This is a genomic window from Gracilinema caldarium (assembly GCF_029265695.1).
In the GTDB taxonomy this organism is placed as follows: Bacteria; Spirochaetota; Spirochaetia; order Treponematales; family Breznakiellaceae; genus Gracilinema; species Gracilinema caldarium_A.
This window is the reverse complement of the sequence record NZ_JAJUHW010000059.1, coordinates 1-12901: the sequence shown is the minus strand read 5'-3', so window position 1 is coordinate 12901 and position 12901 is coordinate 1. Positions and strand designations below refer to the sequence as shown.

Genomic DNA, 12901 nt, shown 5'->3' with positions numbered 1-12901 from the left:
GTCGGCCTGCAACCATTAGCGCGACCAGCAAGATCGGAATCAGAATTCAGTTTACTAGAAAAAGTGGTCGGCCTGCAACGTGGCGAAGCTGTTGAAGGAATCCTGCGTCAATTCAGTTTACTAGAAAAAGTGGTCGGCCTGCAACACAGGAGCGTATATGTCGACGGGGCGTGGAAATTCAGTTTACTAGAAAAAGTGGTCGGCCTGCAACTGCAGAAAGAAGTATTCCTTTTAGAATTATAATTCAGTTTACTAGAAAAAGTGGTCGGCCTGCAACATGTATAAAAAATGCTGGTAAAAAGCTTTCTGAGTTAACTCAGAAAGCTTTTTACCAGCTTTTTTGAAAATTAAAGTGTACTACAACGGTGACTTTTATAATCAATAGTAATTACAATAACGGAAATGATTGCAATTGCAGCAATCTTATTTTTAAATTATTTAATCCAGCATAAAACTAACTGTTTTCACATTTTTATTTTGATAGTGCCCATTCTTGTTCGCAATTTCACTTGCTCGTTTACCAGACATGGTACCCCCCTGGGCATTAGGCAGCCCATTGAGCAAGTTCAGCTTTATACTGACCCAGTAGATTGTCAAGGATGACAGGGGTAAATACCAGTGCTTCTGCCGGTAATTCTGGGTACGTCTCTCGTGCCAGGAGTGATGGTGTATTCCCTTTGTAGCGATTGTGTCGTTTGCAGTTAAACCATCTCTGGTACTGAGCAGACTTCTGCAAAAACTCTTGCTCCGAAGCAAACGCTGTGGAATACGATGATAATGGGCTTATCAGCATCGCTTAAAAAGCTTGGTGCTATTCCGTCGGTACACTCACCGGGAGCTCAGGGTCCCGCTTCAACCGTGTTGCACGCTTTCGTTTACCCGCACGCTGGAGTTCCTCTACCGCCTGCTTGAGCTTACATCGTATCCAGGGTTTCGTTGCTCGAGGAATGCTGTGGGGCCGACGGATTAATTCAACAAGCCCTGTTTTCTTTTCTGCCCCATATCGCTGGTACCACTTCCTCACTGTTTTGGATCGGGGTAGACCCAGAGGGGTTATGTCTGTTTACACACCATGGTTGCACGAGTCTCCCCTATAAATTCATCAATATGTATGTTAAAATAGATAAACTATGAAATTACTTTCTATTATTGTACCGTCCTATAACTCTCAGGACTATTTAGAGCACTGTATTGAGTCCCTCCTCCCCGGCGGAGAGGATGTAGAAATTTTAATCGTGAATGACGGATCCAAGGACCGGACGCAGGAGATTGCCGAAGGCTACCAGGCAAAATACCCGACCATTGTAAGGGCTATTAACCAGGTGAATAAGGGCCATGGCGGAGCGGTCAATACCGGTATTGCCCATGCCACTGGATTATATGTTAAAGTCGTAGACAGCGACGACTGGCTCGACAAAGATGCCTACCCACAGGTTTTGCAAACTCTTAAAAACCTTGTGTCTCGCGGCGAGGGCCCAGACCTTTTTGTTGCAAACTATATCTATGATAAGCAAGGCAAAACTAATAAACGTATCATCCATTACCGGGGGATTATTCCTCAGGACCGGATTTGCACCTGGGACGATGTGGGGAAATTTAAAAAGGGCCACTATATTTTGATGCACTCGGTCATCTACCGGACCGAACTGCTCCGTGCTTCTGGTATGGTACTTCCTGAGCATACATTCTATGTGGACAACCTGTATGTTTATCTGCCCCTGCCGTATGTAAAGACCCTGTATTATATGGATGCGAACCTGTATCATTATTTTATCGGCCGCTCTGATCAATCGGTACAGGAAAAGACTATGATAAAACGGATCGATCAGCAGCTTTTGGTGAACCGGACTATGTTGAACAAGGCCTCCCTTGAGTCTATAAATACCCCCAAGCTTTTCTGGTACATGATTCATTATTTTGAAATTGTAACAGCCGTTACTTCCATTATGCTCGTGCTTTCCGGTACTGCCGAACACCAGGAGAAATTAGCGCAGCTGTGGCGTGATATAGAGCGGCATAATCCGCTTCTGTATTGGCAGCTCCGCCGCGGTATTGTCGGCAGAGCCTTCCATTTGCCCCGCTGGTTTGGTCGGCCCCTGCTTATCGGTCTATACCGCGTAGCCCAAGGCCTGTTTGGTTTTAATTAACCGTACAAAGGCAGGGTAGATTGATGAAATACGATTATGTGATTGTTGGTGCGGGGCTCTATGGGGCTTCTCTTGCCTATCTTGCAAAAAAAGCAGGGAAACGCTGCATCGTTTTAGAAAAACGGTCTCATATTGCGGGGAATATATACACCGAGAATGTGGAAGGCATTGCAGTCCACCGTTACGGCGCCCACATATTCCATACCAATGACAAAAAGGTCTGGGAGTTCATCAACCTTTTTGGAGAATTCAATAGCTATATCAACAGTCCCCTGGCGTACTACAAAGGTAAGCTCTACAACCTCCCCTTTAACATGAACACCTTTTACCAGATGTGGGGGGTAATACGGCCGGAAGAAGCAAAAGCTAAGATCGAGGAACAACGGAAGGCCCGGTATGTAACAGAGCCCCGCAACCTGGAAGAGCAGGCAATTAACCTCGTGGGGTCCGATATATACGAAGTGTTGATAAAGGGCTATACGGAAAAACAGTGGGGCCGGCCCTGTACGGAACTGCCGCCAGAGATTATTAAGCGTTTGCCGGTCCGCTTTATTTTTGACAATAACTATTTTAATGCTCGTTATCAGGGTATTCCTGTACAGGGCTATACAGCCCTCGTGGCAGCCATGCTTGAGGGTGTGGAAGTTCGTTTGGAGACCGATTTCCTTGCGGACAAGCAAAAATGGCTTTCGGAGGCTGAACGGCTCATCTATACGGGCCCCATCGATGCTTACTTTGATTACGAGTATGGTCCTCTGGAATACCGCAGCCTCCGCTTTGAGACCGAAGTGCTGGATACGGATAACTACCAGGGAAACGCGGTTATTAACTATACCGAACGGGAAATTCCTTATACGCGGATTATCGAGCACAAGCACTTTGCCTTTGGCCAGCAGCCCAAAACGGTGATCACTAGGGAATACAGTAAGACCTGGCAGCTGGGGGATGAGCCGTATTACCCTGTGGGCAACACCGAAAACCAGGCTTTGTATAGCCGCTACCACGCTCTCGCGGAGCGGGAGCGCAAGGTCATCTTTGGCGGCCGGCTTGGTGAGTATAAGTATTACGATATGGATCAAGTGCTAGCCCGGGCCCTGGAAACAGCGAGTACGCTGGGATTGGGCCTGTAACGAGAAAGTAACTCAAAAAGCCTCAGATGGTTTGGCCACTTCTTTTATGCTTCCCCCATAAAGGGGGCGGAAAACCCGAGGGCACGGGCACAGCGGTTCATATTATCGTCATGAGAAAAAAGAAGCAGGGTTTCATCAGGAACCCTTTCGCTATATATAAGTGCAGTGGCGATATGAAGCGCATCGAGGGTTTTAATAATTACGGGAAATGTACCCATGGCCCGCTTTTTGATGGGTTCAGAAAGTTTCACAAGGCTCAAACCGGCTAACACTTTATCGAGCCGTTCCATTGCATATATGAACTTCATGTCATCAAGCTCATTCTGTAAACGGTAGCGATGTATGACCCGGCGGCATTCTATTTCTAGTATTTCACTGGCGATGATATTTTCGCACGCAAGGGCATGTTGAATAGCTTTTTCTCCATTTAAAATATGCCGGAGCACCACTGAAGAATCCAAATATGCTACCATGATTCATCTCGCTCGTCTTCCAGAGCTTGCATAACATCCTGCTTTACCAGGGGTTCCAGATCTTTATATTCATAGGATCCCTGTGCTTCCCGGACAAATAAGCTGTCCCTATTAAGTGGAGCGAGCCGAGCTACCGGCCGTTTATGATCAACCACCGTGAGTTCAATTCCCCGTTCCACCCGTTTAAGTTCTGCGCTGAGGTGGGCCTTTAACTTTGAAACTGAAATAGTCTCCATAAGACCAATTTATGACCATAATAAACGATTGTCAAGCATGATATTAAAAATGGTCTCTCTTTCAAAAATTAGCCAGATTATACCCTTGCCAAGAGCGCGTTTCTCCGCAACAATGGCTTTATGGGAATTGTTTGGATTGTGCAGCAAACGGGAAATCCCCGCTTTCCCGTTCGAATTGCCATAGAACAAGACGGAAAAATTCTGTTTGCCGTCCGAGCCCAGGATGCCTGGCCGGGGCAGCGGGGAAACGTATTTTGCATACGAGACGGAAGTACGGCCGAGGACCAGGACCTCTTTACCATGATAGAGCGGGTTCCGGTTATCAACTTTGACCGTTTTGGGAAAAGTCTCCGTATCACCCTGGATCGGCCTACTAAAAAACGCTGCGAATTCCTTATTCTGGAAAAACCCTATAAAAATCGCCCTGGCTCCTATGAGCAGATTTTTTTTAAGACCCAGGCTGCACAGCGGGAACACAAATCCCGGTCCCGTCTTTCGCTGCAGCCTGCTGTGGTTCCTTTTTCGGTCATCATTGACACGGCAGAAAGATACCCATGGAAATTCCCCAAGGCTCAGGTTGATAAACGGAAGCTCCCCGCGGGGGATTATGCTCTTATCCATGAGGATGCGATTCTTGCGGTGGTGGAGCGGAAAACCTTTAGTAACCTGCTTAGTGATTTTTCTCGCATCGCCATGCTTCACCAGGTTTTTCGGGATCTGGAAAGTCTTCCTCATCCTGCGGTCGTGGTGGAAGCCGATTATGGCGATTTTCTTAATCCCGAACGGCTTGAACATTCCTATAAACCTGGGTTTTGTTACCGGGCATTGGCGGAACTTCAGGCCATGCATCCCCGGCTTCCTATTATTTTTGCCCGTACCAGGAAGGAAGCAAATCTTTGGACCTACGGTTTTTTCCGGGCGGTATACCAGAAATACGTCCAGGAAGCGGCGGACCGGGAACGGGAGCTTACCGCCGAGCCAGTGGCCCCCTATGTGGCGGACCTGCGGCTGGAACAGCGGGTACTTTCACTGCTTAAAGATGCCCTGAAAAATACTCCCAAAGATGAAGCTACAGCATCTCCTGGAAAACAAGGCATGAGTATTTCCGCATTACTTGAGGCCCTTGGAGACGTGGATAAGGCTCACCTCACACGGGCCCTCATGGTATTACGAAACAGGGGTCTCGCGGCAGCTGCGGGCCGGGGCAAGAAACGGTACTGGTATCTGGTTACTCCTCAAAGTGCAAACCAAGGCGAGAATGAATAACGATGGCTCATCAATATGGAACGACTCCCTGGGGGGCATGGTTTGTGGAAGTTCTCGGAACCTATGGCATCGATGCCCGACTCCAGCGGGGTAAGACCTATGCGAACACAGGAAAAGTACTATCTCTTATAATACAGAACCGAAAGGTGACCGCCAAGGTAAAAGGGCACTCGAGTCCGTCCTATACAGTTCAAATAGAGTTCCCAGTGCTAGAAAAACAGAATAGGCTTTTTGAACTAATCCAGGATGATCCAATGCTGCTCTCCCGCATCCAGGTGGGAGAACTACCCATGGAATTGGTTGAAGTTCTGCGATCCGAGCATATTGCTCTTATTCCGGAACGCTGGGGTGATATGAAGCGGTTTTGCACCTGTCCTGACTGGGGGGACCCCTGTAAGCACATGGCAGCGGTGTACTATGTACTAGCCCGGCAGATTGATGCGGATCCTCATGTGCTTTTTAAGCTGCGGGGTATAGATCTGGAGTCCCATTTCGGTACCAGTTTGAGCCGTGATTTAGAAAGTCCTTTTAGAATTGCTTATGTGCCTGAAAACTCAGAGGCTTTGGCCCTTCCTTCCGAAGCCCCCCATCCATTTCCCGATGGCTCCTACGCACATTTTATTCAGGCCTTGCTTCCCCCAAAGTCGTCCTTTACGGAAAAGGATTTTTCTCTTACCCTCATGGACTTTTATCATCGGGCAATCCGAAAGACGATAGAGGGTCATGATATTGATGAGGATCTTGATCGTGCCTTTTCTCGAGCCCGCTGGTCTGTCACTGCTACGGCCTTTGAACCGAGTGCTATGGTTCATTTGCATTATACGCTCCCAAGCGGCAAGGAAGGAACCTTAAGCCTTCTAGAAGCTGCGGACCTCTTTCTTGGCTGTGCGCAAGACGAGGGAACTGCGGAATATCGATTTTTCTTTTATTTCTTTCGCTTAATGCGTTCCCTATGGGATACCGCGGCTTTTATACCTATTCCCTGGGTCGATGCAAAGATGCTCCATATATATTGGAAGCCCATGGATAGCTTGCCCGCTGTTCGTTCCGCTTTAGAGGATCTTTCCCGCTATGAACCGGGGTTACTTAGTACCGGAGGAACAAAACCAAAACGTCTAAGCCCCCGGAGTGCGGTAGATTTTTTAGCTTGCATTTTTCTTACTGAACAGGTCCATTGGGTAGACTATGGGAGTACTACCGGAAGTGAGCGTTTTCGGGCCTTCGTAAGCCTCTTCTTTAAGGGAAATCCTTATGCGGTCAATACCCCCGTCGATAAGAGCCTTCCCCAGGCTATTGATGCCTGGCTTGCAGTTCTTAGAACCGATTTTACCGCTTGGCAATACCGTTGTACTCTTTCAGCCGATCCGGGAGCAAAAAAGAGTCTTTCTTATCGTTTTTCTTTTGAGGTCCTTCTGGATGGTGCTGTATTTCCGCTTGCGGAAGCCTTGGAACGAACGGGGAATCGTGATGTGCTCCGGGCCCCCGCAGCCCTATCGGCCTATCTCCCTGAAATCCGTGCCCTTTCGAGGGAACCTTCGGTTCTTTTAAGCGAGGAACGGCTTGCGACTTTCCTGGAAGAAGCGGGCCCGCTCCTTAGTAGGCTTGGTGTTCAAGTACTGCTTCCTAAGGAACTGCATCGAGAGTTAAAGCCCCACCTCGTGCTTCAGGATAAGGGGGCAGCTGCATCTTTGGTATCCTATCTAGACCTAGAGAGCCTCGTCTCTTATGAGTGGAAAATAGCGATAGGGGATCAGATCCTTACTGCGGATGAATTTGAAAAGCTCGTATCAAAAAAGACTGCCCTAGTACGGCTCAAAGATGGATATGTCCGCTTAGACCCTGTTGAGATTGCAGCTCTGCTTAAGCGGGCTAGAGCTCCCGCCACGGTTTCCGCAATGGATGTGCTTAAAACCCATTTTGCCAACGAAGTCCGCTTTTCGCCAGAACTGGATAGGTCTATTAGCAAGCTTCTTACGGAAAGGCGTTTTCCAGCCCCACAGGGGCTGAAGGCAGAGCTGCGGCCCTATCAGATGAGGGGTTACAACTGGGCCTGCTCGCTTCTTATGGCTGGATTTGGCTGCATACTGGCGGACGATATGGGATTGGGAAAAACCATTCAGGCCATAGCGGTACTTCTGAGACTCGAAGAGGAGGGACGCCTTGGCGAGGGAGGCGCCTTAATAGTAGCTCCATCGGCGCTCCTTTCTAACTGGGAGCGGGAACTAGAACGCTTTGCCCCCTCCTTGTCTGTGGCCCGGTATCATGGAACGAAACGATCCCTTTCGATAAAAAGCCGAGTTCTTTTAACCACCTATCAGACCGCAGTACGGGACAGCGCAAAGCTGGCATCATTTCATTTTAGTTGCCTTATTGCTGATGAGGCCCACCTTATGAAAAATGCCACCACTGCCCTTTCTAAAACCATAAAAAGCTTCCAAATCCCTTACCGGCTCGCCCTGTCAGGTACGCCGGTGGAAAACCGTTTAGAGGACCTCCGTTCCCTCTTTGATTTTATTTTACCGGGCTATCTTGGAAGCGCTGAAACATTTAAAAAGGAATATCGTAAGCCCATTGAGGTGGACCGGCAGCAGCCTGTAGCTGATAAGCTGAGATCTATTACGGCTCCCTTTCTATTAAGACGGCTAAAAACTGACAAAACTATTATTTCCGACCTGCCGGATAAGATAACCATTAATGAATATGCAAGCCTCGAAGGTGAGCAGGCAGCCCTGTACGAAAGTATAGTACGGAATGCCCTTGCAGCATCCGAAACCCTTACGGAAAAATCTGAACGGGCGGCTTTGATCCTAAAACTGCTTACATCGCTTAAACAGATATGTGACCATCCCCGTTGCTATGATAAAGAAAGTCCCGCTTTAGCCTCCCTATCTGGTAAAAGTCAGCTCCTATTGGCTTTGCTCGAAGAAATTCTATTAGGCAACGAAAAGGTCCTGATATTTAGCCAATATGTGGAAACCCTGAATATTCTTAAAGAAATTATTATGAAAGAATTGGAGGAAGACGTTCTGGTTTACCATGGTGGCCTTGGACAGAAAAAACGGGATCAGGCGGTCCAGGAATTCCAGACTAATCCATTAGCTAAAATTATGCTCGTAAGTCTTAAAGCCGGTGGCCTGGGACTAAACCTGACCGCTGCAAGCAGGGTTATTCACTATGATCTATGGTTCAACCCGGCGATTGAAAACCAAGCCACAGACCGGGCCTTCCGTATTGGCCAGCGATCGAATGTGTTTGTTCATCGCTTTATTACCCGGAACACTTTTGAAGAAAAAATTGATGCAATGCTAAGGGATAAGCGGGAATTGGCCGACATGACCGTTGCTTCAGGCGAATCCTGGCTTACCCGGATGAGTCACGAAGAATTGCGGAGTTTATTTACTTTATGAGGCTCTCGTCTCTTTTCCCGTTTTCTCTTGACAATGCTGTAATACAAGCGCTATAACTTGTATTACATGGCCGGTTGCTACCCAGCGATCGTGCAAATGCGGTCGATGTATGTCGGGAAAGGAGGCTTTTTGTGTCCAAGGCTGATGAGGTATACAGGTGGCTTTTGGAACAATTTGCCTCTGGTGCTATAGCCGAAGGTGAGCGGCTGCCTTCGGAACCTGAGCTGGCCCGCCGCTTTTCAAGCTCCCGGCCCCCGGTACGGCAGGCCTTAGCGCGGCTTGTCCACGAGGGCCTTGTGGAGACCCGGCAAGGGAAAGGCTCTTTTCGCATATCGAGCCAGCGGGGCGCTGCGGCGGCTCAGTCGGACATAGCGGTGCTGCTTCCTTTTTTATCCGGCTATATCTATCCAGAACTGGTGGAAGCCGCCGGGGTGGCCATCCGGGAGCGGGGCTATCATGCCCTGTTTGCCTGTTCTGAAGGTTCCCCTGCCATAGAAGCGGATATTTTGCAGCGTTTGTTGGAACGGGCCCCGCAGGGTATCATCATATCTCCGGTCTGTCCCACACCTGCTGAGCCCGTACCAAATCTACATCTTCTTCAAAAAATCAGGGCCGCTGGTATTCCCATTCTGGTGCTGGACCATGAACTGGAAGGTTTTTCATCCCTTTTTCTTGACGATTATGGGGCAGGGCAGGAAGCGGCCCGTTACCTTTTTGAACGGCGCATGAGGCGCGCCGCAGTTGTATGGAAGGAGGGCCACCGGCCCTTTTATTACCGGAAACAGGGTTTTATTGATGAATGGAACAGGCTTGTCGACGCCGGCTCGTCTTCTCCAGTGGCCGAAGAATTGCTGTTGCCTCCCGGCCCCGAATCTGCATGGACCGAACCAATTAGGGCTTTTTTAGAAAGTAAGCTCCGCGGCCAACACCTTCCTTTGGCTTTCTTTTGCGCCAACGACACCATGGCTCTGGCGGTACGCACCGCGGCCCTGGGACTAGGCATTAAGATACCTCAAGATATTTCTCTTATCGGTTTTGATGATTCTCCCTTGGCCCGTATCAGTGAAATATCCCTCACGAGTTTCCGCTATCCTTCCCGACAACTCGGGGCCAAAGCTGTTGAACTCATTTTTGACCATATTGCAGAACAACCCTATAGTTCCCGCATCAAGCTGACCATAAGTCCCCTTATTATAGAACGAAGTTCGGTACTGAGCCTACCAAAAGAGGAGCCTTTATGAACAAACACGAAAACCTCCAAGCTTTGCAGAATCTCCGGGCTGGGAAACCCTGGGAAGAACCTGAACAAACCGCCGCAAACCGACTCCCTATGCGGAGTCAGCTCTTTCCCTTTCCCACGGAAGAAGCAGCATATATTGATGCCCGCCTGGGCCCCAAGGGGCGAGGAGCTAACCCCTCTTTGCTGCCCGCTCGCAGTCCTTGGGTCTTAAGCCTGGATGGCCCCTGGTCCTTTTATCTTGCCCCGAACCCCGAAACGGCCTTAACGCTGCTTACGGAGGAAGGGCTGAACGCTGCAGAGGCTCCTCATGGGGCGGCGTCAGACCGTGCCGAATCTATCTCCTGGTCATTGATTCAGGTCCCCGGCACCTGGTCCTGCCAGGGTTTTGATAAACCCCACTATACCAACGTGCTTATGCCATTCCATGCCGTGCCCCCCGAGGCACCCCGGGATAATCCTACGGGCATTTACCGGCGCAGTTTCCAAATCCCTGCTGGCTGGCAGGGGAGGCGGGTCGTACTCCATGTGGGGAGCGCCGAAAGTTTTCTTGTGGTGTTTCTAAACGGCGAGCAGATTGGTTTTTCCAAGGATTCCCGCCTCCCCGCCGAATTTGACCTGAGTCCCTTCCTGGTGCAGGGAACGAATACTCTCACCCTCATGGTGGTTCGCTATTCCGATTCAAGCTACATCGAGGATCAGGACCAGTGGTGGCTCGGGGGGCTGCACCGGAGCGTGTACCTGTACAGCACGGGACCTGCCTATATCCAGGATATTGATGCTCGGCCCTATCTTCCCGGCACGGAGCCTGTATCCAAGGGTGTGTCGGTATATTCCCAAAAAATTCCTCCGGAAATGGCCAAGAGCCCCCGAATTGAGGTCGCCGTAAAGCTCGGCTTTGCGGGCACTCCGGAACAAAAGGCCCTCCGCATATCACTAAAGCTCTACGATCCAGAAGGAAAGGCCGTCACCCTGAGCGAACCGTTTATCAATATGGAGCTCCTTCCCGATTACCGGTCTAACCGCTACGAATGCAGCGCCGTGCTTCCCGTTTCTGCGCCGGAACTCTGGTCCGCAGAACAGCCCCGTCTCTATACCCTGACGGCAACCCTCTACGGCAGCGACGGTTCAGTGATCGAAGCGACTGGCCTGCGGCTCGGATTCCGCAGCGTGGAGGTTCGGGACAGGGCGCTCCTCGTGAATGGCAAGCGGGTCATGATTAAGGGGGTGAATCGGCACGAGCATGATGAGCGGACCGGAAAGACCGTGAGCCTCCAATCGATGATTCGGGATATTGAGCTTATGAAACAGCACAACATCAATGCGGTGCGCACGAGCCATTATCCCAATGACGAAGCCTGGTATGACCTCTGCGACGAGTACGGTCTCTATGTCATTGATGAAGCGAATATCGAAAGCCATGGGTATTACGACAGTCTTTGCAGGGACCGCCGCTGGCTCCTCGCCTTTACCGACCGGGTGAGCCGCATGGCCCTCCGGGACAAGAACCATCCTTCGGTCATTATATGGTCCTTGGGGAATGAATCGGGCTACGGACCCAACCACGATGCGGCAGCGCTCTGGCTCCGGGCCTTTGATCCCTTCAGGCCCCTCCATTACGAAGGAGCCTGCAGGCCCGACTGGACCCAGGGGCCCCATCCGCTGGATACGGAAGGGCGGGGGACGGCGGCCACCGATATTGTGAGCGCCATGTATCCTGCTATTTCCTGGCTTGCCGAATGGGATCGGACCATTAACGATTGGCGGCCTAATATTATGTGCGAGTTTTCCCATGCCATGGGAAACTCCAACGGAAGCCTCTCTGACTATTGGGAGACTATTGAGAAGGGCCGGGGCCTCCAGGGGGGCTTTATTTGGGAGTGGGTTGACCATGGCCTCTTTGTGGGTGAAGGTGGCGCCGATACGCCTGCAAACCAGGTCCCGCCGGGGCCTAATGCCGGCGCAGTCCATGGCGCAGGCGGCCGTGGCAAGGCCTGGCGCTACGGCGGCGACTTCGGCGATAGGCCCTCTGACCTGGACTTTATCGCCGACGGCCTTGTGTTCCCCGACCGGTCCCTCAAACCCGTTATGGCCGAAGTCGCCTATGTCTGGCGGCCGGTGAAGGTGTATAGTTCCTTGCCAGCCTGGTACTATACCAGGACCGTCCGGAATGGCAGTTCCTCGACAGCGGCGGCAGGGCCTGCACGGGGGCTTATATATATAGAAAACAAATACGATTTTATCGACCTTTCGCACCTGGAACTCCACTGGTCTATCGTAAGCGGCGATAGCAACCTGGCTGAGCCGGTGCTGTTCCGGGGCGTGCAGGCCCTGCCGCCGATCGGGCCCGGCGAGATTGGGCCGCTCGAGCTTAACCTGCCGCCTTTGTCCGATCCGGATGTATCCGATTTGGATGTATCCGAACCGGATTCTGAGGTGGGCCGCAGGCTCCGTACTGCCATGGAAGTGGCTGAGACGGTGCTGCATTTGGACTTTGTTCTTAAAGAGGATACGCTGTGGGCGCAGGCGGGCCATGCGGTGAGCCGGGAAAGCCTCCCCTACGGAGCAGTTACTCAGTCTCATGCTGGTGTTCGGCCTGCTGCTTTGTTTCAGGGGGCCGGTGTTGCCATCATTGTTGGGGCCAGGGCGGGCCGCAGGCTGGAGGCTCGCTTTACTGCGGAAGGCTTTCTTGCCTCATTGCAGGATGAAAGGGGCAGGGAATACCTCCGCTCTCCCCTGGTGCCCCATATATACCGGGTGCCGACCCAGAATGACGGTATTAAAAACTTTATAGAACTCCGGGGCAAAAAGGATTTTGCCTTTTATTATGAGAACAAGGTTATGTATAGCTGGCTCGATGCGGGACTGGCCCGGCTCAGATTCGAGCCCCTTGCGCCGGCCGGTGATTCCAGCGGGGACTGGTTCCGTGCTCGCTGTGCCATGCGGACCGAAACGGGACTTGATGCGGGTATCTTTACCGCAGAATGGCTCAAGGAATCGGAATG

General features: G+C 50.9%; 9 protein-coding genes. 7 read left to right on the top strand and 2 right to left on the bottom strand.

What is annotated here, in order from left to right; translation table 11 throughout:
• From Q7P68_RS13025 to glf, 3 genes are all read left to right on the top strand, one after another.
• On the top strand, positions 1-243 hold a 243-nt coding region (locus Q7P68_RS13025), incomplete at its 5' end, for a hypothetical protein (RefSeq protein ID WP_304226370.1).
• 887 nt (positions 244-1130) lie between these two features.
• Entirely contained in the window at positions 1131-2147 is a 1017-nt protein-coding gene (locus Q7P68_RS13020; protein WP_304226368.1) for a glycosyltransferase family 2 protein, read from the top strand.
• A 23-nt stretch (positions 2148-2170) separates the two neighbouring features.
• On the top strand, positions 2171-3277 hold the full coding sequence (glf, locus tag Q7P68_RS13015; RefSeq protein WP_304226366.1) for a UDP-galactopyranose mutase: 1107 nt from the start codon (positions 2171-2173) through the stop codon (positions 3275-3277).
• A 44-nt stretch (positions 3278-3321) separates the two neighbouring features.
• On the opposite strand, the gene Q7P68_RS13010 is transcribed toward glf, so the two are convergent.
• Together Q7P68_RS13010 and Q7P68_RS13005 are read right to left on the bottom strand one after the other, a co-directional pair.
• Positions 3322-3750, bottom strand: coding sequence for a PIN domain-containing protein (locus tag Q7P68_RS13010; RefSeq protein ID WP_304226364.1), 429 nt, complete (start codon positions 3748-3750; stop codon positions 3322-3324).
• Positions 3744-3986 (bottom strand): type II toxin-antitoxin system Phd/YefM family antitoxin, encoded by a 243-nt coding sequence (locus tag Q7P68_RS13005; protein WP_304226362.1) that lies wholly within the window; start codon positions 3984-3986, stop codon positions 3744-3746. The genes Q7P68_RS13010 and Q7P68_RS13005 overlap by 7 nt, the downstream gene beginning before the upstream one ends.
• Positions 3987-4106: 120 nt before the next feature.
• On the opposite strand from Q7P68_RS13005, the gene Q7P68_RS13000 reads away from it, so the two are divergent.
• The 4 genes from Q7P68_RS13000 to Q7P68_RS12985 all read left to right on the top strand — a co-directional run.
• Positions 4107-5252, top strand: coding sequence for an ERCC4 domain-containing protein (locus Q7P68_RS13000; protein ID WP_304226361.1), 1146 nt, complete (start codon positions 4107-4109; stop codon positions 5250-5252).
• 2 nt (positions 5253-5254) lie between these two features.
• Positions 5255-8659 carry a DEAD/DEAH box helicase gene (locus tag Q7P68_RS12995; protein WP_304226360.1) on the top strand — a complete coding sequence of 1135 codons (3405 nt, stop codon included), beginning with the start codon at positions 5255-5257 and terminating at the stop codon, positions 8657-8659.
• A gap of 131 nt (positions 8660-8790) precedes the next feature.
• Entirely contained in the window at positions 8791-9900 is a 1110-nt protein-coding gene (locus Q7P68_RS12990) for a GntR family transcriptional regulator (RefSeq protein WP_304226358.1), read from the top strand.
• A partial coding sequence (locus Q7P68_RS12985) for a glycoside hydrolase family 2 TIM barrel-domain containing protein (RefSeq protein WP_304226356.1) occupies positions 9897-12901 on the top strand: 3005 nt, incomplete at its 3' end. The genes Q7P68_RS12990 and Q7P68_RS12985, both read left to right, overlap by 4 nt.

Coding starts and splice junctions, on each gene's coding strand:
- Q7P68_RS13020 (WP_304226368.1), top strand. CDS start 1,131: ATGAAATTACTTTCTATTATTGTACCGTCCTATAACTCTCAGGACTAT.
- glf (WP_304226366.1), top strand. CDS start 2,171: ATGAAATACGATTATGTGATTGTTGGTGCGGGGCTCTATGGGGCTTCT.
- Q7P68_RS13010 (WP_304226364.1), bottom strand. CDS start 3,750: ATGGTAGCATATTTGGATTCTTCAGTGGTGCTCCGGCATATTTTAAAT.
- Q7P68_RS13005 (WP_304226362.1), bottom strand. CDS start 3,986: ATGGAGACTATTTCAGTTTCAAAGTTAAAGGCCCACCTCAGCGCAGAA.
- Q7P68_RS13000 (WP_304226361.1), top strand. CDS start 4,107: ATGGGAATTGTTTGGATTGTGCAGCAAACGGGAAATCCCCGCTTTCCC.
- Q7P68_RS12995 (WP_304226360.1), top strand. CDS start 5,255: ATGGCTCATCAATATGGAACGACTCCCTGGGGGGCATGGTTTGTGGAA.